A 24,498-nucleotide genomic window follows, 5' to 3' on the forward strand; every position below is an offset into this window, starting at 1 on the left:
CCCACCCACCGTCACCGAGCAGGGGCTGCCGCCCGAGCGACACCAACGTCAGTCGCGCAGCGGCAGCTCCACGGTGAGGCCGTCGAAGGCCACCTCCACCGGCCCCTTGAACGCCTCACGCGCCTGCGTGAGCAGCCGTCCGGGGTCGGTGTCATGGCGGCTGGACAGGTGGGTGAGGATGAGCCGCCTCGCCCCCGCGTCCTTGGCCACCTGGGCCGCCTCCCGCGCGGTGGAGTGCCGCGTCTCCAGCGCGCGCGCCTGCTCGTCGTCGGAGAAGGTGGACTCGTGCACCAGCAGGTCCGCGTCCTTCGCCGCCTGCACCAGCGACGGGCACGGCCGCGTGTCTCCGGAAATCACCAGCCGCCGCCCGGACCGCGACTCGCCCAGCACGTCCTCCGGCTTCACCACGCGCCCGTCCGGCAGCGTGATGGATTCACCCTTCTGCAGCTTGCCGAAGGAAGGCCCCTCCGGCACGCCCAGCTCCCGCGCCTTCTCCAGGTGGAAGCGCCCCGGACGGCCGTCCTCCGCCAGCACGTAGCCCAGCGCGTGGATGCGGTGGTCCACGCCCACCGCATGCACGGTGTAGCCATTGCGGCGCACCGAGTCCCCGTCCTTCAGTTCGTGGATCTCCACCGGGAAGGCCAGCGACTCCAGCCCCAGGTGCACGGCCTGATGCAACAGCCGGCGCGCGGGGGGAGGCCCGTACAGGTGCATGGGCTCGGTGCGGCCCATCATCCCCAGCGTGCGCAGGAAGCCGATGATTCCCAGGTAGTGGTCGGCGTGGAAGTGCGTGAAGAACGCCGCGTCCACGGTGAAGCCCGTGCCGAAGCGCACCATCTGCCGCTGGGTGCCCTCGCCGCAGTCGAACAACAGCAGATCCGCGTCCGCCTTCACCGCCAGACCGGAGAGGCCGCGATGCAGCGTGGGCTGTGCGGCGGAGGTGCCGAGGAAGGTGAGCCTCAGTAGGGACATGCCAGCGCTTCCCACGTCGAGAGTGGCCTCCTCGCACGCGCGGAATCTGCCTGCGCGCGAGCGTTCCCGGGGGCATTTACCAGGGTGCGAGGGGGCGTGCTATGCAGCCGGCCCTTTCGGACCCTCCCCCATGCCTGATTCCCTGACGGTCGGCCCCACGGCCGACCCCCGCCGAGTGAAAGCCCAGGACGGCCGCCTGCTCACCGTTCCTGACGGCTGGGCCCTCCTCCCCCCCGGCGATGCCGGCCTCACCCGCCGCGTGAAGGCCGCCGGCCCCTCCTGGACCGTGGTGGAGAAGGTGGGCCGCAAGCTCTTCTCCCGGGGCGTGTGGGCGCCGGAGGCCCACATCGTCCACGCCCGCGCCGCCCTGGACGACGAGCGCGCCACCCCCGCCTACGCCAAGAAGCTGGCCCAGGGCCGCGAGCGCCGCGCCAAGGAGCAGGCCGAGTACGAGGTCGACTTCGCCAACGCCGTCCTGCGCTTCCTCGCCTTCAGCCCCGCGTGGCTCCCCCACGCCAAGCGTCTGGCCGTGATGGTCGCCGGCCACGCCACCCCCGTGGGCAGCGGCACCGTCGCCCGCACGGAGCGCATCCCCATTGAGAGGCGCGCGGAGGCCGCCGTCATCGCCTGGATGCGCCACCAGACCACCGGCTACGACGACATGCGCATCCAGCGCGTGAAGGGCGCCCGCCGCGAGGTGCGCCGCGAACTGGCGGAGGTGTCCCGCGCCATCCTGGACCTGCACCGCCGGGACGCCCCCCACGCCCCGCCCGCGTGTCCGCTCTGCTCCGCCCTCCTGCGCCCCCCGCCGACACGCCCCTCGGATTCCTGACCCGGCGTTCAGCAACGACTGTTCTATTTCTGACCGGCGGGTTAGGAATGCGTCCGCCATGCCCCGCCCCGCCGACCCCAAAGCCCGCAGCGCGCTCATCGCGTCCGCGCGGGCGGAGTTCGCGAAGCGGGGCGTGAAGGGCGCGCGCATCAGCGACATCACCGCCGCCAGCGGCCTGTCCAAGGGCGCCTTCTACCTGCACTTCCCCTCGAAGGAGGCCCTCTTCGCGGCGCTGGTGCAGGAGTTCCTGGAGGCGCTGGAGGTCCTGGCCACGAAGCGCATGTCCTGCATGGACCGCTTCCGCGCCGACCACAGCGGCCTGCCGGGCCCCGGGGACGTCGCCACGCGCTCGGAGCGCTACCGCGACTTCCTGCGGATGGAGGCCGAGCTCGACGTGGAGATGCTGGAGCTCATGTGGGAGCAGCGTGAGCTCGTCACGGCGCTCATCGTGGGCAGCCAGGGCACCGCCTTCGAGTCCGTCATGTGGGACGTGGTGGACCGCGAGGTGGAGCGCATCGCCGGGGAGTTCCACCACCTGCGCGGCCAGCATCCGGACACCCCGGACGTGGACCCCAGCCTCTTCGGCTCCTTCATCGTGGGCACCTATCTGCTGCTGGCCCGGCGCATGGGGCGGCTGACGCAGAAGCCGGACCTGGCCACCTGGGCCGTGGGCCTCCAACGTCTCATGCACGAAGGCTCGCTGCCCCGCGAGGCCGTGCCCGCGACGCCCGCCGCCGTCGCCCGTCCTTCTTCACCGCCTTCCACGCGCCGGCGCCAAGCCCGCGCGGACCACCCGCACCGCCCGCCAAGGAAACGCCCGTGAAACCATCCACGAAGCCCTCCGCCTCCCGCGCCTTCACCGCCCTGGGGATGGCCGCCGCGCTCGCGCTCTCCGGTTGTGACAAGGCGGATGCCGCGTCCGCGCCGCCCGCCACCGCGGCCCCCGGCCAGGACAAGCCGGCGCCGGCCGTGAAGGTCGTCTCCGCGCGCGGCGTGCAGGCCTCGCAGTCGGAGGAGGTGACGGGCACGCTGTACCCCGCCCAGGGCCTCCAGGTCGGCTTCGAGGTGGGCGGCCGCCTGGAGTCGGTGCGCGCCCAGAAGGGCCAGGCCGTGAAGAAGGGCGACACGCTCGCCCAGCTCAACTCCGAAATCGTGGACGCGCAGGTGGCTGGCGCGGAGGCCGCCGTCGCCGCCGCGGAGGCCGGCGCCTCCATCGCGAAGGACGCCGCCGAGCGCACGGAGAAGCTCAGCACCGGCGGTGGCGTCAGCGACCAGCAGCACAAGAACGCCGTGGCCGCCGCCGCGCAGGCCCAGGCGCAGGTGATGGCCGCGAAGGCGCAGCTCGCGCAGGCCCGCGCGGCGCGCCGCCGGCATGACCTGAAGGCGCCCTTCGCGGGCACGCTGATTGAATCCCCGGACCAGACGGGCGCCACGGTGGGGCCGGGCTCGGCCCTCTTCACGCTGGAGCAGCTGGACACGCTCATCTTCCGCACCACCGTGGCGGAAGGGGCGCGCGCGCTGCTCAAGCCCGGCACGAAGGTGCGCGTGGCGGCGCTGGGCAACGGCGCGTCCACCGACGAGGCCGTGGTGCGCACCATCCTGCCCTCCGCGGACCCCACCACCCGCCGCATCCCGGTGGAGATCGCCGTGCCCAACGCGGACGGCCGCTTCGTGGCCCACACCCTGGCGCGCGCCATGCTGAAGCTGGGGGAGACGCAGGACGCGCAGGCCCTGCCCACCACGGCGCTGTCCTCCTCCAACGGGGACCACGTCATGGTCGTCAGCGACGGCTCGCTCCAGCGCGTGGACGTGCAGGTGCTGGAGCGCCGCGACCGCGAGGTGGTGGTGCGCGCCGCGACCGTCCTCCAGCAGGTGGTGGACTTCCCCACGCCCTCCCTGACCCCCGGCACCCGCGTCTCCGTGAAGTAGCCGCAAGCCGCCCCTTTTCGCCGCGGCCGTCCTTCGCGCGCGGCGTGCGTGAGCTCTTCCATGATTCTCAGTGACGTTTCCATTCGACGGCCGGTGTTCACGGCCATGGTGTCCCTGCTGCTCATCGTGCTGGGCGTGATGGGCCTCAAGCGCCTGGGCACCGACCTCTACCCGGACGTCAGCTTCCCCGTGGTGGTGGTCAACACCCTCTACAAAGGCGCGGGCCCGGGCGAAATCGAGACCCAGGTCATCAAGCCCCTGGAGGACGCGGTCGCCGGCATCAGCGGCGTGGATAAAATCCACTCCTTCAGCCGTGAGAACGTGGGCACCGTGGTGGTGTCCTTCACGCTGGGCACCGCCCTGGACACCGCCGTCCAGGACGTGCGCGACAAGGTGGGCCAGGCCGTCAACAAGCTGCCCACGGACGCGGACGCGCCCATCGTCAGCCGCGTGGACCTGTCCGCCGCGCCCATCCTCACCTACGCCATCTCCGCGGACATGCGGTCCCAGGCGCTGCGCAAGCTGCTGGATGACCGCATCAAGCCCGCGCTCGCGCAGCTGGCCGGCGTGGCGGAGGTGCGCATCACCGGCGGTGACACGCGTGAAATCCAGGTCGACATCGACCTGGACAAGGCCCGCGCGGTGGGTATCGCGCCGTCGCAGGTGTCCCAGCGCATCGCCATGGAGAACCTCAACCTGCCCGCGGGCCGTCTGCAATTGGGGCCCAACGAGCTGACCGTGCGCGCCATGGGCGAGTTCATCAGCGTGGAGGACCTGCGCAAGCTGCCCATCGCCCGCAGCAGTACCGGCGCGCAGGTGCGCCTGGAGGAAGTCGCCACCGTCACGGACGGCGTCGCCGAGCGCCGCACCACCGCGCGCCTCAACGCCCGCGACGCCGTGGTGCTCGAGCTCGTGAAGCAGCCGGGCTCCAACACCGTGAGCGTCAGCGACGCGGTGAAGAAGACGCTCGCGGAGATGGGGCCGGTGGTGGGGCAGGGCTTCCAGGCCACGCTCCTCATCGACCAGTCGGACCTCATCCGCGCCAACACCCACGAGGTGTGGATCGCCCTCATCTTCGGCGGACTGATGGCGGTCCTCATCATCCTGATGTTCCTGTTGGACCCGCGCGGCACGTTCATCTCCGCGCTCGCGCTTCCCACGTCCGTCATCGGCACGTTCTTCGTGATGTACGTGCTGGGCTACTCGCTCAACCAGATGACGCTGCTGTCGCTGTCGCTGGCCATCGGTCTGCTCATCGACGACGCGGTGGTGGTCCGTGAGGCCATCACCCACCGCCTGGAGCAGGGCGAGGACCCGATGAGCGCCGCGTCCAACGGCACCAAGGACGTGGGTCTGGCGGTGCTCGCCACGACGCTGGCCCTGGTGGCGGTGTTCATCCCCGTGGCCTTCATGCCCGGCATCGTGGGTCAGTTCTTCAAGCAGTTCGGCATCACCATCTCCGTGGCGGTGCTCATCTCGCTGTTCATCTCCTTCACGCTGGACCCCATGCTGTCCGCGCGCTTCGCCAAGGCGCACAAGCCGGGGGAGCAGCGGCACGAGCCCGCCGTCTTCCGCGCGCTGCGCCGCTTCCTGGAGGCCACGGAGTCCACCTACGCCCGCATCCTGGGCTGGGTGCTGCGCCACAAGTGGACCACCGCCGGCCTCACCGTGCTGGCGCTGGTCCTGTCCTTCGGCGCCGCCAGCCGCCTGGGCGTGGAGTTCATGAGCGCGGAGGACCGCTCGCAGCTCATCGTCGAATTGCAGCTGCCGGACTCCGCCAACCTGGCGCAGACGACGGAGCGCGCCGCGGAAGCGGAGGTCCTCCTCAAGAAGATCCCCGAGGTCACGGACATCTACACGACGGTCGGTCCCAACGGAGACGTCTACAAGGCGCGCATGCGCGTGCTCACGGTGGGCAAGGATAAGCGCACCAAGAGCATCGGCACCCTCAAGGAGGAGGCCCGCGCGCTGCTGGTCCCCAACCTGGTCTCCACCGCCATCACCCTGTCGGACCCGCCGTCCATCGAAGGCCTGGGTGACTGGTTCCCCATCATGGTGCGCGTGGTGGGCCCGGACCTGAAGCGCGTCAACGAGGAGGCCGAGCGCGTCGCCAGCATCCTGCGCACCCTGGGCACCTCCGACGTGCGCGTGGACTCCAACCCGGCCAAGCCGGAGCTCCAGATTCAAATCGACCGCGCGCGCGCCGCGGACATGGACCTGTCCGCCGGGTCACTCGCCGCGCAGCTGCGGCTCGCCATCGACGGTGACGTGACGGCCAAGCTGCGCGAGGGCACGGATGAGACGGACATCCGCGTGCGCCTGCGCGAGCAGGACCGCGCCACGCCGGAGCGCGTGCGCCAGCTGATGATCGCCACGCCCAAGGGCCTGCACCAGGTGACGGACGTGGCGGAGGTGTCGCTCAAGGACGGCCCCAGCGTCATCGAGCACGAGAACCGCGAGCGCCAGGTGGCCGTCGTGTCCCAGCTGGCCAAGGGCGCCGCGCTGGGTGACGTGGCCACGAAGCTCAAGGCCGCCATCGCGGAGAAGCCGCTGCCGCCCGGCTACGCCATCGTCTACGACGGCCAGATGAAGAGCCTGGATGAGCAGAACGACGCGTTCGGCATCGCGTTCGGTCTGGCCTTCGTCTTCATCTACATGGTGCTCGCCAGCCAGTTCGAGTCCTTCAAGCACCCCTTCACCATCATGGTGTCGCTGCCGCTGGCGCTCGTGGGCGCGCTCCTGGGACTCGTCGTCACGAACTACCACGTCAGCATGGGCGCGATGATTGGCGTCATCCTGCTGATGGGCCTGGTGACGAAGAACGCCATCCTCCTCATCGACGGCGCGCTCCATCACCTGCGCGAGGGCGACTCCGTGGACGAGGCCCTGCTCAAGGCCGGCCCCCGCCGCCTGCGCCCCATCCTCATGACGAGCGCGGCCATGGCCATTGGCATGGTGCCCACCGCCGTGGGCACCGGCATCGGCTCCGAGTTCCGCGCCCCCATGGCCATCTCCGTCATCGGCGGCGTCATCACCTCCACCTTCCTCACGTTGCTGGTGGTGCCGGTGGTGTTCGCGGCGATGGAGAAGCTGTCCTTCCGCAAGAAGCAGCCCCGCGCGCAGGGACCGCACTCCGCGCACCCCGTGGACGCGGCCGCGGCGCACGACCGCGCGGCCTGAGGCTTCACGGCATGAAACAAAAGGCGCGGGTGACGGCTCCGTCACCCGCGCCTTTCATTTGAAACAAAGGGGATGAAACAAGTTCCGGGTGGGCGTCTTCCGCGGGAGGCTACCGGCTCCGGGCCTTGCCGGAGACGGGGCGTTCGCGGGCGTCCTGCCCGGAAGGAACGGCTCTAGCGCGAAGCCGACATGCCTTCGCCGTTGAGCAGGCGCACACGCGCCTTGGCGAGCTGGTTCTGCGCTTCCTCCAGCGACACACAATCCACGGTGATGTCGTCGTTGGGGGATGCTTCCGACGCCACGCGGGCCGTCTGCAGGCGCGCGATGGTGGAGTCCGACACGTGCGCGCACATCGCACAGCCATTCTTGCGCCCGTGGTTGATGACCTCGGAGAACAGGTTCGCGGATTCCGGCTCCAGCGGGCGCAGGCCCCGCATGTCGGCCAGAACCAGGTGCCGCCCTCCGCCGTAGCTGTCCGTGGCCTTCTTGTAGACGGCCACGTACTCCTTCATCTCGTTCGGCCGCATGAAACCGCTCATGCGGGCAGTGATGGTCCGACGGCTGACATCGTTGGTGACTTCGAACATAGGTGCGCCCTCCCTCGCAGGATCAAAGCCTAACAGACGTCTTTCGGACTTTCACCAGCCCCCCCTTGATTCCTTGGGGGGTGGAAGGTTTGAAAGGAATTGCGTGTTATTCCTTCTGGGTGGGTTGTAAAAATGAAGAAGCCCGGCCCGCCTGAGCGGGACCGGGCTTCCGTGCTCTGGGGTTGACCCGGAGCGGGTGGAGATCAACCCACTGAGCGGACGTTCTGCGCCTGCAGGCCCTTGGGGCCGCGCGTCACCTCGAACTCCACCTTCTGACCTTCCTGGAGAGTGCGGAAGCCGTCCATGTTGATGGCGCTGTGGTGGCAGAACACGTCCTCACCACCGCCGTCCTGAGTGAGGAAGCCAAAGCCCTTCGCATCGTTGAACCACTTCACCGTACCAGTAGCCATGAATCGTCTTCTCTTTGTTGGTGGGGCGCGGCACCCACCGCTCGGGAGCGGTCGGTCCTCTCGAAATGTGAGGGCCTGAGTGCGCACAACAGTCTGCCCGTCGGGGAGGGGTGGGTGGAAGCCCCCTTGCTGAGCAGTCAACAGTTCGTGGGGTAGTCAGCCTCCCCACCATTGTTGGCACAGGCAGGCGGGCGTGGGACCGGGGCGGCTCCGGCGCCTGGGTTTGGAGGCATGGCTACCGTTCCGGGCAAGGCCACGAAGGCCGGGAGAGGAGTCACGTCATGTACGAGGTCCGAGGCCCCGAGCCCCTGCTGCCCCCAGTTCCTCCGCGCGCGGAGGGTGCCGTGCGGCGCGAGTGGCGCCGGATGAGGGACCACAGCGCGGCGGCGGGCATCCTGTCGCGTCCGCTGTTCGGCCGGCTGCCGCTGCGCCGTTGGGTGTCGCAGGACCTGCACTCGGTGTTGGACTACGTGGGCGGGGCGGCGCTGGTGGCGGTGGGGAGCGCGTCCGGTGACAGCAAGGCGAAGGCGGCCGGCTGGGCGCTGGGCGGGGCCGCGGTGGGCGTGTCGCTGTTCACGGACTACCGGCTGAGCCTCACGAAGCTCATCCCCATCGAGGCGCACGAGCTGGCGGACTACGCCTATGGACTGGGCGCGGTGCTGGCGCCCTTCGTATTGGGGTACGCGAAGCGCTCGCCGGTGGCGGCGGCGCTGCACGTGCTGCTGGGCGTGAAGGTGCTGGCCGCGTCGCTCATCACGGACTACCGCTGCCAGACGGGCATGCACCTGGGCGGAGAGCTGGCCACGGACCCCGAGGGCATCGGGGCGTGAAGTCACGGATGGAGCTTGAGCAGGAAGCCATCCTGCAGCGGCCGTGACGGTCCGTCCTCCGGCATGGACCGGTTGAAGCCTCCGGCGAGCAGCACGCCCCCGGACGCGTCCACGCTCACGGCCCGGGCCTGGGCCACGGTGCCGGGGCTCGCGAAGCCGCGCACCCAGAGCGACGCGCCCTCTTCGGGCAACAGCTTCGCGACATACAGGCCCGGAGGCAGGCTGCCTCCGCCTAGCGCGAGACCGCCGTCATGGCCGCCCGCCACCGTTAGCTGGCCCGCGTCGTCGGTGGCCACCATCGGCGCGCCGGTGGGGAAGGTTCGCGCCCACTGCTGGCCGCCGTTCGCGTCGTAGGCCAGCAGGAAGCCGTCGCGGGAGTCCGCGCGGTGGAAGGTCTTCTGGAAGTACAGCCGGCCGCTGAAGCCTCCGCCCACGAAGACGCGGTCCGCCCCCACCGCCACGGACACCGCCGTGCCATCCGTGCCGCGCACGTCGTGGCTCCAGACGTGGTCGCCGTCCCGGGTGAGCTTCACCACGAAGGGCGTGTGCTGGCGCACGGTGACGAACGTGGCGTCCCCCAACGACACCGCCCCCGCGTAGCCGCCCACCACGTGCACGTCGCCAAAGACATCCACCGCCACTGCTCGCGCGGAGACCTCGCCTTCGCCTGAAGGCATCCACACGCGGCTCCAGCGCTGCTCACCCCTGGCGCCCACGCTCAACGCGAAGCCCGCGTGCTTGCCATGGGGCGTGCGCTTCAATCCCTCTCCCAGGTCGCGCGCTCCGGCGAAGTCCCCCACCAGCACCGCGCCCCCGTGGTGGTCGGACGTGACGCCGTTCACCGCCACCGGGCCTTCACCCGGCAACGAGCGCACCCAGTCCAGCGCGCCCCCGCCGTCCAGCCGGGCCAGGAACGGCCCCTCCGGCAGCGTGGCTCCGTCGCGGGTGAAGCCCGCGGACATGCCTGTCATGAAGATGTTGTCGGCGGCGTCCACCGCCAGGCCGCCCACGCGGGCCTTCGCCTCGTGCTCGGGCGTCCAGCCCCGCGCCCACTTCAGCGTCCCGTCCGGCGAATACCGCGCCACCAGCAGGTGTGGCGCCACGACGTTGCGATTGAAGGGCAGGGGACCCGCCCCCAGGTCGATGGGTTCTTGATAGGTCGCCGCCACCAGGACGTCCCCGTTGGAGGTCACCACCGCGTGCGGAGCCTGTGGGTCCCCAACCATCAGGGTCCGCGACCACACGTGTGCCTCCACGCCCTCTGGCGCTACCTGTCCACCCACCTCACCGAGTACCGGGATGCGCGGTGCCGTGGCTCGGGCTTCCTCGCACCCCACGAGGAACATCCCCCCCATGAACACCGCCATCCGTATCCACGCCACCGCCGCCCCCCGTCCCGGACCCGCCCCACCCAACCCCGACTCCCCCGCCCTTCAACCGCGCTCAAGCCCTACTGCAAGGGCGCGGCCAACGTGTCCTGGCCAGGGTGTCCCCTCTGAAATCCAGACGGACCCCTGCCGGATGGAGGAGGGCGCTGTCCTCCTGTCTGAAAAAACTCCTGCTCCAGGCCAGGGCCGGGATGAAAAAAGCACCCAGACGTCCGGGGGGACAATGGACTGCATGAAAGTCATCACATCGCTGACGGACGCGTCACGGTCCTTCCGTGGAAGAATCCATTCGCGCGGTGTGACCTGACCAACGCGGAATCTTGACGCGTTTGAGTCACCTCGCTGTCTGCCATTGCTGCATCTTGCGTCCCGTCGAATCCGGGATGCGCCGGGTTCGGCGGCTTGCCTGCCATTGCCACGTCTTCGTGACCGCGTGACGCGGCAGGGCCGGGGTGTGTCCGGGGGGAGCCCGGACTTGCTGTTCAACCTGTTTCCAGCACCACCAGGAGCTGTCCATGAAGACGATGACGTGGGTGATGTCCGCCGCGGTGATCGCGATGTCGGCAGTGGGTTGCGGTGGCGAGTCCGGCGCCACCATGGGGGGCACGAAGTCGGTGGCGCAGGGGCTGGGCCCCAACCTGGAGTTCTACGGTTCGGACACGCTGAAGGCGGCGCTGATCGCCGCGGACGGCGCGGCGGGGGCGGGCCTGAACGTCCAGGGCAAGGGCTCTGGCGTCGGCGAGGGCTGTCTGCGCGGCGGCTCGGCCGGCTTCTGCGGCGCCGGCCAGCAGGCGCTCGCGCCCATGTCGCGCGACATGAAGACCCCGTGCCTCACGGGTGAGAAGAGCAACATCATCGCCCTGGACGCGGTGAACGCGTTCGTGAACAGCGCCAACACGCTGACCAACATCACCATGGCGGACCTGCAGAAGACGTTCTTCGCCACGAACGCCTCGAACGTGGCCATCCCGGGCTCCTGCACCAGCACCCTCACGAAGTACCGCCGTGACGACCTGTCCGGCACCACGGACACCTTCAAGTCGCTGGTGGGCGGCGGCTCCTTCTGCCCGGGCGTCATCGTCGTCGCCGACGGCTCCCTGCCGGCGGCCTGCACCAGCACCGCGGGCGTCAGCGCCGGCGCCAACGCGAGCGCCACGGCGTGCATCGGCTACCTGACCGCGACCGACTCCAACGCCATCGGCTACTCGGGTGACTCCGCGAAGCGCACGGGCAACAAGGCGCTGAGCGTCAACAGCATCGCCCCGTCGGTGGACAACGTCCGCAAGTTCCTCACGGACAAGGCCAATGCCTACCCGCTGGCCCGCGCGCTGTTCCTCAACGAGAGCACCACCAACATGCGCTCGGACGAAGAGGCCATCATCTATGACTGGGTCTACGGCTCCGGCAAGGCCCAGTTCGAGAACATCCTGGTGACCCAGGGCTTCATCTCCTGCAACACGTCCGGCGCGCTGAAGTGCGGCGGCGTGAACAACGACGGCCGCGGCGCCGGCGTCTGCAACTGATTCCCTCCGCCTGAAGTCCAGGCACCGGCCGGGTCGGGAGGGTGCGTCCCTCCCGGCCTGGCCGTCTTGCGCGCCGCGGCCGCCTTCCGGCGCGTCCCTTCCCGCAGTCCTTCCTCCTGGAGCCCTCCCCATGCGTTCCGCCGTGAAGCTGTCGCTCGCCTCCGCGTTCCTCTTCGCCGTTCCCGCCCTCGCCCAGGACACGGGCCTGGCGCTCACGTCCTCCTCCCGGCCGCTGCCCTGGCTCTGCCGTCAGCCTGCCGGCGCCGCTGGCACGGTGGAGGAGATTGCCCTGGAGCCGGGCGCGTCCCCCGTGGGCATCACCGTGGGCCCGGATGGCCACGTCTGGTTCACGCAGCCGGGCACCAACCGCATCGGCCGCGCCACGCGGCAGGGCGTGGTGAACAGCTTCGACCTGCCCACGCCCTTCGCCTCGCCCCAGGGCATCACCGCGGGCCTGGATGGCAACGTCTGGTTCACGGAGCTGGGCGCGGGCCGCATTGGCCGCGCCACCCCGGCCGGCGTGGTGACGGAGTTCCCGCTGCCCCAGGCGGGCTCCGCGCCTTCCGGCATCACCGCGGGCCTGGACGGCAACGTCTGGTTCACCGAGCAGGTGGGCAACCGGATTGGCCGCATCACCCCGGCCGGCGTCATCACGGAGTTCGAGGTTCCCACCCCTGAATCCCAGCCGCGCGCCATCTCCCTGGGCGTGGACGGCAACGTCTGGTTCACCGAACAGGCGGGCAACAAGGTGGGCCGCATCACCGCCACGGGCGTCATCACCGAGTTCCCGCTCCCCACGCCCTCCAGCTTCCCCAGCGCCATCGCGCCGGGCGTGGACGGCGCCATGTGGTTCACCGAGCAGCTGGGCAACAAGGTGGGCCGCATCACCGTGGACGGCGTGGTGACGGAGTACGCGCTGCCCAACCCCTCCAGCGCCCCGGTCGCCGTGTCGCCCGGCGCGGACGGCCACATCTGGTTCGTGGAGCAGGGCGGCAACCGCGTGGGCCGCATCACCGCGTCGGGCGTCATCACCGAGTTCGACGTGCCCACCGTGCGCAGCCGCCCCGCGGGCATCACTTTCGGCCCGGCGGGTTTCTTCTGCCTGGACGGCAATGTCTGGTTCACGGAGCGCACCGGCAACAAGCTGGGCAAGCTCCGCCTGGTCACGACGCCGTGACCAACTGACAGGGTTTGTTGCAAGGACTTGTCAAAGGCAGACGAAACTTGCGCGGTAGGGTGCCTCTCAGTCACCGAGAGAGGTCCCGTCCACATGGGAATGAAGCGCAAGGGGTTTGTCCCAGGCCTGACCCGGGGGGTCTTGCTGCTGGCCGCTGTCATCGTGTCTGGCTGTTCCTCCAGTCCGGAGGAGCAGCCACCCGACGCGGGACCTTCCGACAGCGGGGTCGTCGTCGTGACGCCCTCGAGCTGCAAGCCCGCGCGTTCGGCGGAGCGCATCCCGATGCGCGCGGGCGCTCCCGTGGCGACGTTCACGGAGACCTTCGACGGGATGAAGGCCCGGGTGGATGCGCAGTGCGCGCAGTGCCATGCGGCGCCCAACATCGTCGGGGGCTTCCAGTACGGCGCGGACGTGGAGGGATTGAAGAAGGACGGCGCGCGGATGGCGTTGAAGTCGTCCCAGGGGGAGATGCCCCCGCTGGCCTCGCCCGAGCAGACGAAGAAGGCGGTGGAGCTGGCGTGCGTCCTCAACTCCTGGCTCGCGCAGGGCTCGCCCACGGGCGCGTTCCCGGTGAGCTGCGAGGACAAGGCCGTGGGCGGAGTCACCGTGGCGCCCGCGGTGGCGGACGCGATGACGGACCTGGGCAACTGCATCCCGGACGTCACCAAGCCGGAGGCGCTCGGGAGCGACCCGGACAAGGACGCGGCCTTCGCGGCGATGGCGAAGCTGCCGCCCCTGCTGTCCGACACGGACACGGACATCCTGACGTTCGACGCGGAGAAGCTGGCCACGCATGGCACGTTCGCCTTCGCGCCCACGTATCCGCTCTTCTCCGACCACGCGAAGAAGCTGCGTCAGGTGCACGTGCCGGCGGGCCAGTCCATCCGGTACGACGCCGACACGGGGAAGTTCCAGGTCCCTCCCAACACGCGCTTCTACAAGACGTTCTTCAAGTCCGTCGCGGGCAAGGACGGCTACGTGCGCTACCAGAAGATCGAAACGCGGCTCATCGTCGTGCGCACGCCGTGGAACCAGTCGCTCTTCGGCACGTACCTCTGGAACACGGAAGGAACCGTCGCGCAGCTGCATGACCTGCGCTACCGCAACGGAGAGCCCTTCTCCGACCGGGTCCTCGTCTATACGGAGAACGAGGCCACGGGGAAGACGCGCAACTACGCCATCCCCGGCGCGCACCGGTGCATCAACTGTCATTCCGGCGCGGAGGCCCAGGACTTCGTGCTCGGCTTCACGCCGTTGCAGCTCAACCGCCGCGCCCCGGGTGAAGCGGGCGTGGATGTGAACACGCAGGTCCTGGACGACGAGCGGAGCCAGGTGGAGCGGCTGGTGCGCGCGGGCGTCATCACCGGACTGCCGGTGTCCGGCTCGCGTCAGGAGTTGGAGACGCTGCTGCCCCGGCTGGAGGTCCAGGCCCGGCAGGCCGTGCCGCAGGGGCAGCCGGCGCCCAACCGGCAGACGCTGGAGCTCCAGGGGTACTTCGTCGCCAACTGCGGGCAGTGCCACAACCCCAACGGGTTCGCCACGCAGAGCAATCCCGCCATCGCCTCGCTGGACTTCTCCTCGAACGGCATCCTGCCGGGCTGGAACCCCTGTGGTGTGAAGGAGAGCAACGGCCAGCGCACCTATGCCGTGTGCGACCCCGTCACCGTCCCCGACTACACGAAGGACCTGTTGCTGCGCACGCCCAGCAGCACGCTCTACCAGCGCGTGGCTCGCGATACGGACGCGCGCCTCATCCACATGCCCGCGAACGTGCCCGGGCAGGACTGCCGTGCCGCGCTGCTGATGGCGCGCTACATCGGGTCTCTGCGCTGGAAGGGCGAGGAAACGCTGTCGCCCGCGGAGCAGGATGCGAGGGCGGCCGAGCGCATCCGGCAGGCGGACCTCGCGGTGGGCGTCTCGTGCACTCCGCCCAGTGACGTGCGGTGGATCACCGAGGACTTCTCCGACAAGGTCCCCTATGAGCCTCGCAACCCGGCCTGGAAGGACTTCATTGGCAAGCCTCCCTTCGAAAGGCTGACGCGCTACCCCATCACTTCCGCGCATGAGCAGCTGGCGAAGCAGCCCTTCGCCACCAACTGGTGGGTGGCCAAGGCGGGCTGCGCGTTCCCCACGAAGCCGGCGCCGGATCCGGTGGAGCCGTGGATGCTGGATGAGCTGGGCCGCCCCCGCCGTCCCTACGGCCAGCTCTACTACTCCACGCCCGGTGCCACGGCCTTCCAGGGCATCTGCGCCAACTGCCATGGTCGCTCGGGCGATGGGCAGAGCGGCGCGGCCAAGACGCTGGTGGCGCTCAACGGCGCTCGCGTGGCCAACCTGGCGGCGGGCCTCTTTGGAACGACAGGCGCGACGTCCAACCTGGCACCGTTCGAGGCCGAGTACGGCGCGCACGGTGGCGCCCGCTACCTGCTGTGGATGGCCTCCGGCGGCACGACGGTGAAGTTCTCCGAGGACTTCATGCAGGCGTGGGTGAAATACGGCGAGGTGGACATCGACTTCTCCGGCGACGCCCGGGACTGGGCGGCGTGGGGCGCGAACATGCTCGGCGCGGCGCGCGGCGCGTGCGATCTCATCCGGCTGGGCCGCTTCGGCACAGCCACGCCTCCGAGCGCGAATGTCACCTCGTTTGGCGGCACGCGGATGTGGACGGAGGTCTGCACCCTGGACAACCCGCTGACGCAGGGGATTCGTGACGGGTCGGATCCGGAGGCGCTCGGGGAGTGGCTCCAGCACGCGGAGTTCAACGTCGGCGTGATGGCCTACTTCTTCCTCAAGGACCAGCTCACGCAGCACCCGGCGGGGTGGATCTACCCGCTGCGCGGTGAGTGCGAGAAGCGCGCCTCGCCCTGAAGCCCAAGCAATCCCAAACACCTGGTCCCGGAAGGGGAGCCTCGCGATGAGAAACAGCTGGAGACAGTGGATGTTGATGGTGGGCCTGGCCTCGGCGCTGGCCGGATGTGATTCCGCCGAGTGTGTGGACGCGTTTGACTGCCGCGACAAGGGCGCTGCGCCCTCGGGCCAGGTCTGGACGTGCCAGGAGGAGAAGTGCGTGGCCGTCACGTCCGCACCGCAGCCGGACGCGGGCACGGAGACGGATGCAGGCACGCCGCCGGACGCGGGCACGGATGCCGGCGTGGACGCGGGAACCCAGACGGATGCTGGCGTGGACGCGGGCACGGATGCCGGCGTGGACGCGGGCACGCAGCCGGATGCCGGTGTGGACGCGGGCACGGCCTACGTGCGCTTCGTCAACGTGCTCTTCGAAGGCAACTCCTCGGAGCCGAACACCCCGTGGGTAGCCGCGACGTATCGCATGGACCTCTCGCTCGGGGACGCCGCGCCGCTGTTCTCCGGCGTGGAGCCGGGTGACTCGGCGGTCACGGACTTCATCCCGGTGGCTCCCGGAACGGACCTGACCTTCCGCGTGCGCAACACGGGTAGGCCCGCCACGGAGGCGGCCCTGGCCACGCTGCAGGGCGTGTCGCTGGCGGAGGGCGAACATGTCACGGTCCTGGCGCTGGGCCTCATGTCGCGCGTGGGCACGGTGCGGTTCGACACGCCGAAGCTGGTGGCGCTGCGAGATGAAACGCTGGGAACTCCGGGCGCGGGCGAGGCCCGGTTGCGCCACGTGACGGCGGACCGCGTGGTCGCCGCCAGCAGGCCGCGCTTCATCCGGACCGACTCCGGTCTGGACCTGCCCAACGTGGCGCCCTTCACCGCGGACACGGAAGCCCTGGGGCACGTCATCCCGGTGGCGTCCACGACGCGGTTGCTCGTCCGGGGCAGCAATGACAACCCGGCGCCCTCCCAGAGCGGCGAACTGGCCTACACGCTGCCCTCGGGCGGACTGACGTCGGGCACCGCGTACTACGCCGTGTCCTTCGGTGATGACCGGCGCGCCATGAACGATCCGGCTGCCCCGTCGCTGCTGCTCATCCCCGGTGGGAAGGACGGCGCCGTGCGCCTGAAGCGCGACCCGCTGCTGTACTTCTTCCACGCGCTGGATTCGGGCGCTCCGCTGAAGGCCCTCAGCCAGGGCGTGCCCGTGGCGGCGGACTTCCAGTTCGGCGCGGATCCGAAGCCGGGCGACCTGCCGGCCAGCGCGGCGGGACATCCGCTGTCCTTCGTCCTCCAGTCAGATGGCGTGACGTCCGTGCTGGAGGGCGCCCAGACGGGGCCGCTGGAGGCGGGCCGCCGCTACCTCGTCGTCGTGTCCGGCCGCGCGGGCGGGACGGGCGCGCTGGCTCCGAAAGCATTCGTGGTGCCGGACTCCCTGCCGGCCGACGCGCAGGACGCGCGCGTGCGGTTCGTCAACGCCTGTCCCACGTCGCCCGCGACGGGTGCCAGCCTGGGGTACTTCGACGTGGCGGGTGACGGCATCGGCCGGGGCAACACGTTCACGCCCGTCATCCCGGACGTGGCGTACGGCGCGTCCGGCGGCCCCGCGGAGGGCGCGGTCTTCCCCGCGCCTACGGGCACCGACGTGACGGGCTCGTATGTCTATTACGCCGTCCGGGGCACCGTGGGCGCCGCGTCCCAGTCCCGGTCCGTGAAGGGCCTGCCCCTCGCCCGGCCCCACCTGTTCCTGCTGATGGGGGACTGGGAGGCGGGCCTCACGTTCCGCGCCTTCAACCTGCGCTCCAACACCTGGAGCGTGCTCACGCCTCGCGGCGAGGACGTCTTCCAGCCCTGAGCAGACAGCAACGCCCGCCTGGGAGCGCTCCCGGGCGGGCGTCGGTGCATCGTGTGGCTGGGACGGCGGATTACTTCCCCGTCACCGTCACCGACACTTCCTTGAGGACCTGGTCGCCGCGCATGACCGCCACGGTCCAGTTGCCGGCCTTGGGCAGCCGCACGCCGGTCCACTGCCGCGCGCGCCAGCCCTCGCCCTTCACCTTCACGTCCTTCGTCTCGCGCACGGTGGTGCCCTGCTTCACCTGCACCGTGATGTCGTCAATGGAGTCGCCCTGGGGCACCAGGTAGCTCTGCCACAGCATCACGTTGGTGTTCGCCTTGACGCCCTCGGGGCCCACCTCGGCGGTGCACTCGTACTTGTTGGGGCCGTCCTTGGCCACGTCCGTGCAGAGCTTGGCCTCCACCAGCACGGGACCCTGGCCCTGGCCCTTGTAGAAGTAGTTCCAGGTGTCGCGAATCGCGTCCGCGCTGGGGGCCTTCACGGACTCCGCCGCCGGTGCCGCCGCCGGTGCCGCCGCCTCCTGCGCTCCGGCCACCGTCGCCACACCCAGCACCGCGCACAGCACGCTTCCGTTGATCAGGCTCTTCATGTCTTGGGGTCCCCTCGTTGATGTTGGAGGCGGCCGGCCCACGTCCGGCCCCTGGGTGTGCCTGTCTAGCATGAAACATCCCGCGTCATTCCCCGAGTCCCGGATTCCAGGGTTTCGCACCGGGGACGCCGCGCCGCGCTAGCCGAACAGGAAGAAGCCGAGCGTCACCAGCGGCAGGTACGCGAGGAAGGCCACCAGGAGGAAGCCGAGGATGTCCTTGAACTCCAAGCGGGCCACCGCCAGCAGCGGCAGCGCCCAGAAGGGCTGGATGAGGTCGGTGGCCATGTCGCCCCACGCGTACGCCAGCACCACCTTCTCCGGCGCCACGCCCAGCCGTCCCGCCGCATCCAGCAGGTAGGGCGCTTCAATGGCCCACTTGGAGCCTCCAGAAGGCACGAAGTAGTTCACCACGCCGCTGTACAGGTACACGATGGCCGGGAACGTCTGCTGCGTGGACAGCGACACGAAGAGCTCCCCGATGCGGTCCGTGAGCCCCGTGGCCTTGAAGATGCCGTAGATGCCCGCGTACAGCGGGAACTGCAGCACGATGCCGTGCAGCACGCTCGCGGCCTCCTCGCTCGCCTTGAGCAGCCGCGCGGGCGTGCCGTGCAGCAGCACCGCCAACGTGAGGAAGGTGAAGTTCACCACGTTGAGGTTGAGCGCCTTCCAGCCGCCGTTCAGCCACAGGTGCCGCGCGAACCACGCCAGGCCCAGCACGCCGAAGATGGCGTTGAGCAGCCACGCGTGATCCAACCACTCCGCGGGGCTCAAGCGCCCTTTGGGCTTCTCCGGCGGAACGAAGTCGCCCAGCTTCTCCAGCACCGCGGGCTCCACGCGCACGGTGCGCTCGGGGGACGGATGCAGCGCCCACGCCAGCGCCGTGAGCAGCGCCACCGCGGCCAGCGTGAGGCCCACGTTGAAGAGGGAGAACAGCGTCCGGTCGATGGGGATGACCCCCAGCTGCTTCTCCAGGAAGTGCCCTGGCGTCGCCACCAGCAGCGGCGCGGAGGCGGACAGGCCCGCGTGCCACGTGGCGCCCAGGCCGAAGTAGGCGCAGGCCACCAAGAGCCGGTAGTCCACGTCCGGACGCCTGCGCGCGATGAAGCGCACCAGCATGGCGCTGGCGACGAGCGACAGGCCCCAGTTGAAGTACGCGAGTGCCATGGACACCGCCGCCATCAGCGCGGTGGCGCTCCGGGGGCTCTTCGGCAGGCCGGCCACCCACTCCAGCATTGCCTTCACCGGGGCGGTGAGCGCGAGCAGGTAGCCAGTGAACATCACCAGCGCCATCTGCATGGAGAAGGTGAGCAGCTCCCAGAAGCCTCCGCCCCACGCGTCCAGCACCACCGGCGGCGAGGCGCCCACCCAGCCCATGGCCAGCGCCATGGTGAGCAGGGTGAGCAGCACCGCGATGGCGAAGGCGCTGGGGACGAAGCGCGCGGAGAAGCGGCCCAGCCCTTCGGCGAACCGGACGAGGGTTTCCACGGTGAGGGCTCCAGGGGGCAAGGGGCCCCGGCGCGAATCTCCCAGGGCGACACCCCGGGTTTTACGGTATGAGCGGTCGCCATGTCCCCTAGCGAGCAGCACCCTCCCGTCTTCGAGCGCATCGCGACAGGCGTTCCCGGACTGGATCCCATCCTGGGCGGTGGCCTGGTGGCCTCAGGCGTCTACATCGTGGTGGGGGAGCCCGGCGCGGGGAAGACCATCTTCGCCAACCAGCTGTGCTACTCGCAGGCGCAACAGGGCACGCGCTGTCTGTACGTGACGCTGCTGGCCGAATCGCACTCGCGCATGCTGGCGAACCTGCGCAGCATGGCGTTCTTCGACGCGTCCCAGCTGCCCCAGCGCATCTACTACGTCAGCGGCTTCCGCATGCTGGAGGAGCAGGGGCTGCCGGGCCTGCTGGAGCTCCTGCGCCGGGAGATGCGCAACCACGGCGCGGGCATCCTGGTGCTGGACGGTCTGGTGCAGGCGCAGGAGGCCGCGGGCAGCAGCCGCGACTTCAAGAAGTTCATCCACGAGCTCCAGGTGTCCGCCGGCCTGTCCCGCTTCACCGCGCTGCTGCTCACCAGCAGCGTGGGCCCCACCGTGCACCCGGAATACACCATGGTGGACGGCATCCTGGAGCTGCGCGAGCGCACGGCGGCCATGCGTTCGTGGCGTGAACTGCAGGTGCGCAAGTTCCGCGGCAGCGCCAGCCTCAACGGCTCGCACCACTTCCGCATCTCCGAGTCGGGCCTGGAGGTGTTCCCCCGCCTGGAGACGATGGTCAGCCGCTCGCAGCCGCCGGACTGGGGCACGCAGCGCGTGCGCTTCGGCGTGCCCACGCTGGACGCCATGATTCCGGAGGGCTTCGCCGCGGCGTCCACCACGCTGGTGATGGGGCCCCCGGGCTGCGGCAAGACGATCCTCGGCGTCAGCCACCTGGCGGAAGGGCTGCGCCTGGGCGAGCCCTGCTTGATGGTGAGCTTCTACGAGGGGCCGGACCGGCTGATGCACAAGGCGGCCAACGTGGGGCTGTCGCTGGGCACCGCGGTGAAGGACGGCCGGCTGGTGCTCCAGTGGAACATGCCCGCCGAGTGCAACCTGGACCTGGTGGCGCACACGCTGATGGAGGACGTGCGCAGGCGCGGTGTGAAGCGCCTGTTCGTGGACGGCCTGAGCGCCATGGTGGAGACCACCCACGAGCCGGCGCGCATCAGCCCCTTCTTCGCCGCGCTCACGCAGGAATTGCGACGCCACGGGGTGACGACCGTCTTCACGCTGGAGACGCCGCGCCTCTTCGGCCCGGACATGGATGTTCCCCTGGGAACCGGCCTGTCTGGCGTGGCGGAGAACCTGCTGTTCATGCGCCACCTGGAACTCAATGGCCGCCTGAGGCGCCTGCTGTCCATCTTCAAACTGCGGGACGCGGACTACGACCCGACGCTGCGCGAGTTCCTCATCACCTCCCAGGGAATCGAGATCCAGCCGCCGTTCCAGCCTTCGCCCGAGTTGCTGCTCACCGGCATCGCTCGCTTCCCGGGCAACCACTCCTGACCCCCAGAGGCTCCGTGGTTCCCGCGACCGAGACCGTGCTGGTGGTGGACGACGAACAGGGCATCCTGGAGGCGCTCGCGGACCTTCTGAGGGAGGAGGGCTACCGCGTGCTCACGGCGTCCCATGGCCGCGAGGCCCTGGAGCGCCTGGCGGAGGTGAAGCCGGACCTGGTGCTGACGGATTGGATGATGCCCGTGCTGGACGGCCCCGCGCTCATCGCGCGCATCCAGCAGGACCCGACGCTGCGCCAGATTCCCGTGCTGGGCATGAGCGCCGTGGACGTCAGCGGCCTCAAGCGCCTGCACCCGGGCATGGAGTTCCTCCAGAAGCCGTTCGACATCCGCGCCCTGATGAAGATGGTCCGCAGGGCCCTGGACGCGAATCCCCGCGCCCGGGGAGGGTGAGCCGCACCGCCCGCGTGCCCGGAGGGTCCGCCATGTTCCACCTGCTCAAGCTGGGTCCCGTGCCCCTCTCCGTGGGCACCACCGGCGTCTACCTGCGCATTGGTGAGTCGGGCGACCCGTCCGCCCCCGTCTTCGAACAGACGGACCTCTCCGGCGTGCGCGCCCTCATCGCCGGCCTGGAGCCCTCCCAGGTGTCGTGCGAGCCCGCGCTGGCGGAAGCCGCGGAGACGCTGGGCCTGGCCGTGGCACCTCCGTCCCTGGCGGCGCTCTCCGCCCGGGCGGCCATCGCCACCTTCCTCGCGTGGGGCCAGCTGGGCGTGTCCGGGCTGGGCAGCGACAAGGCGCTGCTCTTCGTCCAGGCGGCCACCGAGTTCTGGGACGCGAAGCCCTGGACGCACTGGGACGACAGCCAGGCCTTCACCGTGGACGTGACGGGCGCGCACGAGCACACCTACGAGGGCTGCGTCTTCCACGGCGACGACGACGGCCCCTCGGGCCTGGCCCTCTACCTGTCCCCCGGTTCGCTGGGGCGGCTGCTGGAGCTCCAGGTGCATGGCGCCGACAAGGAGGCGCAGTCCCTGCCCGCCATCACCGTGTCGTTGGAGGCCCGCCCTACCTACGCCGTGGACGCGCTGACCGCCGCCGGCCGCGCGCCCCGGCTGCCCCTGCCCGTGAAGGCCGGCCCCGAGGGGCTGGCGGTGCCCTCCAGCCTGGAAGCCCTCATCCTGGTGGCCGCCCTGCGCGCCGTGGCCCGCCTGTCCCCGGCCCAGCCGGAGGCCCTGAGCAGCATGGTGGCCGGAGACGCCCGCATGGACGTCCGCGTCCGCGCCCCCGCACCTCGCGTTCGCAACTAGGCGGAATCAGGTGCCCCCTGGCGTGACGCACCCTGACCAGACAGGCGACCAGGCTCGTGTGTAACTGTGAACAACCGCTCCCAATAGAAAGGTTGATTCACAAAGTATCTGGGTCCATAGGTGGAGACGTGACTGACGCCGGCCTCTCATCACGGGTCCAGCGCTTCCTCACGACGCACATCGATTCCATCGAGAAGCTGGAGGTGCTCCTCCTGCTTCGCGCCCGGACGGAGCGGGCGTGGTCGGCGTCGGCGGTGGCCCTGGAGCTGCGCATCACCGAAGCCTCAGCGGCCCGCCGCATGGCGGAGCTGAAGACGGGAGGGCTGCTTCTCCAGGATGGGGTGGCGGAGGACGCCTACCGCTTCAGCCCCGGCCGCTCGGAGGACGTTCAGGCCACGGCGGAGCTGGCGATGGCGTACTCGGCGCGGCGCGTGAGTGTGATTTCGTTCATCTTCTCACGCCCCATGGACCGGGTGAGGGGCTTCGCGGACGCGTTCGTGCTCAAGAAGGACAAGGACGGCGACGGACATGGCTGAGGCGGTCTACATCCTGTGCGCGTTGACGAGCCTGGCGTGCGCGGTGCTGCTGCTGCGGGCCTGGCGGCGCACGCGGATGAAGCTGCTGCTCTACAGCGGCCTGTGCTTCACGGTCTTCACGCTGAACAACGTGCTGCTCTTCTTGGACCTGGTGCTCATCCCCGCGGGCGACCTGTCGCTGGAGCGCACCGTTACATCGCTGGTAGGGGCCGGCGTGCTGCTCTTCGGCCTCATCTGGGACGTGTCCTGACGCAATGGGGGGGACGCCATGATGAAGATCCTGCTCGATGGCGCGGTGTTGATGGCGTACCTGGCGTGCGCCCTGTTCTTCCTGCGCTTCTATCTCCAGTCGAAGGACCGGCTGTTCGCGCTGTTCTCCCTGGCCTTCACGCTGATGGGCGTCCACAACCTGCTGGGCGCGCTGCTGGCGCCCACCCTGGACGCCGAGCGCATCCACTACCTGTATGTCGTCCGCCTGATGGCCTACCTGCTCATCCTGGGAGCCATCTGGGACAAGAACCGCGCGGGGCGTGGGGCGCGGTGAGATGCTGTTCCTCCTGACAGAGGGACTTCATGACCACGACATCGCTTCCCCGCTTCACCCCGCGCCGCGCGCTCGGGCGCACGGGCTTCACCGCGACGGCGGTGGGCATTGGCGACCTGGCGGACCGCACGGTGCCGCGCGAGGAACTGGTCGCCACGCTCGCGCGGGCGCTGGACGCGGGGCTCAACGTCATCGACACGGCGCCTGGCTACGAGGACGGCCTGAGCGAGGAGGTGGTGGGCGAGGCGCTGCGCGGCCGGCGTGAGGGCGTGTTCGTCATCGACAAGGTGGACGCGCTGGACGCACCGGTGGCGCCGCAGGTGGAGGCGTCCCTGCGGCGGCTGGGCCTGCCGTCGGTGGACCTGTTCGCGCTGCACGCGGTGAAGTCGCTGGCGCAGTGGGAGGAGCTGGCCCGGCCGGGCGGTGCGCTGGAGCGGCTGGAGGCGTGCGTGGCGAAGGGGCAGGCGCGCTTCAAGGGCATCTCCTGCCACCACCCGGACGCGCTGGTGGCGGCGGTGCGCTCCGGGCGGTGCGACGTGGTGATGTTCCCGCTGGGGCCGTTCGTGGACGCGCGCTACGTGGAGCAGGTGCTGCCCCTGGCGCGAGCGCACGGCGTGGGCGTGGTGTCCTTCAAGACGTTCGGCGCGGGCAAGCTGTTGGGAGACACGGAGGGCTACGGCCGTCCGCTCCAGGCGCGCCCGCGCGGCAAGGTCAGCTCCGGCGGAGAGGCGCGCGACACGCCGATGCTGCCGCACCTGTCGGTGGCGGAGTGCGTGCGGTACACGCTGACGTTGGATCCGGACGTGATGTTGATGGGGATGGGCTTCCCGAACGAACAGGACGCCGCGCTCCAATCCGCAGCGGCCTTCCAGCCCCTGGACGCCGCGGGGATGCAGGCGGTGCGGGAGCGGGCGCACACCGCCATCCAGGAGAAGGGGGCGGTGTGGTGGAACCCGCCTTCACCGGACGTCACGGCGGGCTGAGGCACTG

Annotated in this window: 22 protein-coding genes; 16 read left to right on the plus strand and 6 right to left on the minus strand. The window is 70.0% G+C overall.

Going from position 1 to position 24,498, the window contains the following annotated elements:
- Positions 1-48: 48 nt before the first annotated feature.
- Positions 49-972 (minus strand): ribonuclease Z, encoded by a 924-nt coding sequence (gene rnz / locus GTZ93_RS02310; protein WP_120581474.1) that lies wholly within the window; start codon positions 970-972, stop codon positions 49-51.
- A gap of 130 nt (positions 973-1,102) precedes the next feature.
- Here rnz and GTZ93_RS02315 point away from each other — a divergent pair, with 130 nt between their 5' ends.
- The 4 genes from GTZ93_RS02315 to GTZ93_RS02330 are packed head-to-tail and all read left to right on the plus strand — an operon-like array spanning position 1,103 to position 6,913.
- Positions 1,103-1,804, plus strand: a complete 702-nt coding sequence (locus tag GTZ93_RS02315) for a DUF2293 domain-containing protein (RefSeq protein WP_120562417.1) — start codon at positions 1,103-1,105, stop codon at positions 1,802-1,804.
- A 58-nt stretch (positions 1,805-1,862) separates the two neighbouring features.
- The gene (locus tag GTZ93_RS02320; RefSeq protein ID WP_120600353.1) at positions 1,863-2,627 is read left to right on the plus strand and encodes a TetR/AcrR family transcriptional regulator; all 765 of its coding nucleotides are present in this window, start codon (positions 1,863-1,865) and stop codon (positions 2,625-2,627) included.
- Positions 2,624-3,733, plus strand: coding sequence for an efflux RND transporter periplasmic adaptor subunit (locus GTZ93_RS02325; protein WP_161662623.1), 1,110 nt, complete (start codon positions 2,624-2,626; stop codon positions 3,731-3,733). Before GTZ93_RS02320 ends, GTZ93_RS02325 begins: the two co-directional genes overlap by 4 nt.
- 60 nt (positions 3,734-3,793) lie before the next feature.
- Positions 3,794-6,913: an efflux RND transporter permease subunit gene (locus GTZ93_RS02330; protein WP_139923376.1), complete on the plus strand. Its 3,120-nt coding sequence runs from the start codon at positions 3,794-3,796 to the stop codon at positions 6,911-6,913.
- A 173-nt stretch (positions 6,914-7,086) separates the two neighbouring features.
- Here GTZ93_RS02330 and GTZ93_RS02335 read toward each other — a convergent pair whose 3' ends face one another.
- Positions 7,087-7,440, minus strand: a complete 354-nt coding sequence (locus GTZ93_RS02335; protein WP_233597529.1) for a hypothetical protein — start codon at positions 7,438-7,440, stop codon at positions 7,087-7,089.
- A gap of 263 nt (positions 7,441-7,703) precedes the next feature.
- Positions 7,704-7,910, minus strand: coding sequence for a cold-shock protein (locus tag GTZ93_RS02340; protein ID WP_120562412.1), 207 nt, complete (start codon positions 7,908-7,910; stop codon positions 7,704-7,706).
- Between the two features lie 281 nt (positions 7,911-8,191).
- Here GTZ93_RS02340 and GTZ93_RS02345 point away from each other — a divergent pair, with 281 nt between their 5' ends.
- On the plus strand, positions 8,192-8,740 hold the full coding sequence (locus GTZ93_RS02345) for a hypothetical protein (RefSeq protein WP_139923378.1): 549 nt from the start codon (positions 8,192-8,194) through the stop codon (positions 8,738-8,740).
- Positions 8,741-8,742: 2 nt separating this feature from the next.
- On the opposite strand, the gene GTZ93_RS02350 is transcribed toward GTZ93_RS02345, so the two are convergent.
- On the minus strand, positions 8,743-9,984 hold the full coding sequence (locus GTZ93_RS02350; RefSeq protein ID WP_315967308.1) for a hypothetical protein: 1,242 nt from the start codon (positions 9,982-9,984) through the stop codon (positions 8,743-8,745).
- Between the two features lie 659 nt (positions 9,985-10,643).
- Between GTZ93_RS02350 and GTZ93_RS02355 the strand changes: the two genes are divergently transcribed.
- The 4 genes from GTZ93_RS02355 to GTZ93_RS42585 all read left to right on the plus strand — a co-directional run bounded on the left by GTZ93_RS02355 (position 10,644) and on the right by GTZ93_RS42585 (position 17,539).
- Positions 10,644-11,651, plus strand: a complete 1,008-nt coding sequence (locus GTZ93_RS02355; RefSeq protein ID WP_139917303.1) for a type 2 periplasmic-binding domain-containing protein — start codon at positions 10,644-10,646, stop codon at positions 11,649-11,651.
- 130 nt (positions 11,652-11,781) lie between these two features.
- The gene (locus GTZ93_RS02360; RefSeq protein WP_219629059.1) at positions 11,782-12,828 is read left to right on the plus strand and encodes a Vgb family protein; all 1,047 of its coding nucleotides are present in this window, start codon (positions 11,782-11,784) and stop codon (positions 12,826-12,828) included.
- A gap of 141 nt (positions 12,829-12,969) precedes the next feature.
- A complete protein-coding gene (locus GTZ93_RS02365; protein ID WP_257979100.1) occupies positions 12,970-15,696 on the plus strand; it encodes a hypothetical protein in 2,727 nt (908 codons plus the stop codon).
- A gap of 46 nt (positions 15,697-15,742) precedes the next feature.
- A complete protein-coding gene (locus GTZ93_RS42585; RefSeq protein WP_261777580.1) occupies positions 15,743-17,539 on the plus strand; it encodes a DUF4397 domain-containing protein in 1,797 nt (598 codons plus the stop codon).
- Positions 17,540-17,609: 70 nt separating this feature from the next.
- Here GTZ93_RS42585 and GTZ93_RS02375 read toward each other — a convergent pair whose 3' ends face one another.
- Together GTZ93_RS02375 and GTZ93_RS02380 are read right to left on the minus strand one after the other, a co-directional pair.
- Entirely contained in the window at positions 17,610-18,131 is a 522-nt protein-coding gene (locus tag GTZ93_RS02375) for a hypothetical protein (RefSeq protein WP_139917307.1), read from the minus strand.
- A 138-nt stretch (positions 18,132-18,269) separates the two neighbouring features.
- Positions 18,270-19,616: a short-chain fatty acid transporter gene (locus GTZ93_RS02380; RefSeq protein ID WP_139917309.1), complete on the minus strand. Its 1,347-nt coding sequence runs from the start codon at positions 19,614-19,616 to the stop codon at positions 18,270-18,272.
- 81 nt (positions 19,617-19,697) lie between these two features.
- On the opposite strand from GTZ93_RS02380, the gene GTZ93_RS02385 reads away from it, so the two are divergent.
- From GTZ93_RS02385 to GTZ93_RS02415, 7 genes are all read left to right on the plus strand, one after another.
- A complete protein-coding gene (locus tag GTZ93_RS02385) occupies positions 19,698-21,170 on the plus strand; it encodes an ATPase domain-containing protein (RefSeq protein ID WP_120575176.1) in 1,473 nt (490 codons plus the stop codon).
- A 14-nt stretch (positions 21,171-21,184) separates the two neighbouring features.
- Entirely contained in the window at positions 21,185-21,574 is a 390-nt protein-coding gene (locus GTZ93_RS02390; RefSeq protein ID WP_139917311.1) for a response regulator, read from the plus strand.
- Between the two features lie 32 nt (positions 21,575-21,606).
- Positions 21,607-22,428, plus strand: a complete 822-nt coding sequence (locus GTZ93_RS02395; RefSeq protein WP_139917313.1) for a hypothetical protein — start codon at positions 21,607-21,609, stop codon at positions 22,426-22,428.
- 128 nt (positions 22,429-22,556) lie between these two features.
- Entirely contained in the window at positions 22,557-22,964 is a 408-nt protein-coding gene (locus GTZ93_RS02400; RefSeq protein WP_139917314.1) for a hypothetical protein, read from the plus strand.
- The gene (locus GTZ93_RS02405; RefSeq protein ID WP_139917316.1) at positions 22,957-23,214 is read left to right on the plus strand and encodes a DUF5985 family protein; all 258 of its coding nucleotides are present in this window, start codon (positions 22,957-22,959) and stop codon (positions 23,212-23,214) included. Before GTZ93_RS02400 ends, GTZ93_RS02405 begins: the two co-directional genes overlap by 8 nt.
- An 18-nt stretch (positions 23,215-23,232) precedes the next feature.
- Positions 23,233-23,508, plus strand: coding sequence for a DUF5985 family protein (locus GTZ93_RS02410; RefSeq protein WP_167547796.1), 276 nt, complete (start codon positions 23,233-23,235; stop codon positions 23,506-23,508).
- A 29-nt stretch (positions 23,509-23,537) separates the two neighbouring features.
- Positions 23,538-24,491, plus strand: a complete 954-nt coding sequence (locus GTZ93_RS02415) for an aldo/keto reductase (RefSeq protein ID WP_139917318.1) — start codon at positions 23,538-23,540, stop codon at positions 24,489-24,491.
- Positions 24,492-24,498: the final 7 nt, after the last annotated feature.

The sequence above is a fragment of the Corallococcus exiguus genome, assembly GCF_009909105.1.
Classification (GTDB): Bacteria; Myxococcota; Myxococcia; order Myxococcales; family Myxococcaceae; genus Corallococcus; species Corallococcus exiguus.

Excerpts from the sequence above, each read along its gene's own strand:
- GTZ93_RS02385 (WP_120575176.1), top strand. The coding sequence starts at position 19,698 with ATGTCCCCTAGCGAGCAGCACCCTCCCGTCTTCGAGCGCATCGCGACA.
- GTZ93_RS42585 (WP_261777580.1), top strand. The coding sequence starts at position 15,743 with ATGAGAAACAGCTGGAGACAGTGGATGTTGATGGTGGGCCTGGCCTCG.
- GTZ93_RS02320 (WP_120600353.1), top strand. The coding sequence starts at position 1,863 with ATGCCCCGCCCCGCCGACCCCAAAGCCCGCAGCGCGCTCATCGCGTCC.
- GTZ93_RS02335 (WP_233597529.1), bottom strand. The coding sequence starts at position 7,440 with ATGCGGCCGAACGAGATGAAGGAGTACGTGGCCGTCTACAAGAAGGCC.
- GTZ93_RS02415 (WP_139917318.1), top strand. The coding sequence starts at position 23,538 with ATGACCACGACATCGCTTCCCCGCTTCACCCCGCGCCGCGCGCTCGGG.
- GTZ93_RS02330 (WP_139923376.1), top strand. The coding sequence starts at position 3,794 with ATGATTCTCAGTGACGTTTCCATTCGACGGCCGGTGTTCACGGCCATG.
- GTZ93_RS02360 (WP_219629059.1), top strand. The coding sequence starts at position 11,782 with ATGCGTTCCGCCGTGAAGCTGTCGCTCGCCTCCGCGTTCCTCTTCGCC.
- GTZ93_RS02355 (WP_139917303.1), top strand. The coding sequence starts at position 10,644 with ATGAAGACGATGACGTGGGTGATGTCCGCCGCGGTGATCGCGATGTCG.
- GTZ93_RS02340 (WP_120562412.1), bottom strand. The coding sequence starts at position 7,910 with ATGGCTACTGGTACGGTGAAGTGGTTCAACGATGCGAAGGGCTTTGGC.
- rnz (WP_120581474.1), bottom strand. The coding sequence starts at position 972 with ATGTCCCTACTGAGGCTCACCTTCCTCGGCACCTCCGCCGCACAGCCC.
- GTZ93_RS02395 (WP_139917313.1), top strand. The coding sequence starts at position 21,607 with ATGTTCCACCTGCTCAAGCTGGGTCCCGTGCCCCTCTCCGTGGGCACC.
- GTZ93_RS02315 (WP_120562417.1), top strand. The coding sequence starts at position 1,103 with ATGCCTGATTCCCTGACGGTCGGCCCCACGGCCGACCCCCGCCGAGTG.
- GTZ93_RS02410 (WP_167547796.1), top strand. The coding sequence starts at position 23,233 with ATGATGAAGATCCTGCTCGATGGCGCGGTGTTGATGGCGTACCTGGCG.
- GTZ93_RS02405 (WP_139917316.1), top strand. The coding sequence starts at position 22,957 with ATGGCTGAGGCGGTCTACATCCTGTGCGCGTTGACGAGCCTGGCGTGC.
- GTZ93_RS02375 (WP_139917307.1), bottom strand. The coding sequence starts at position 18,131 with ATGAAGAGCCTGATCAACGGAAGCGTGCTGTGCGCGGTGCTGGGTGTG.
- GTZ93_RS02345 (WP_139923378.1), top strand. The coding sequence starts at position 8,192 with ATGTACGAGGTCCGAGGCCCCGAGCCCCTGCTGCCCCCAGTTCCTCCG.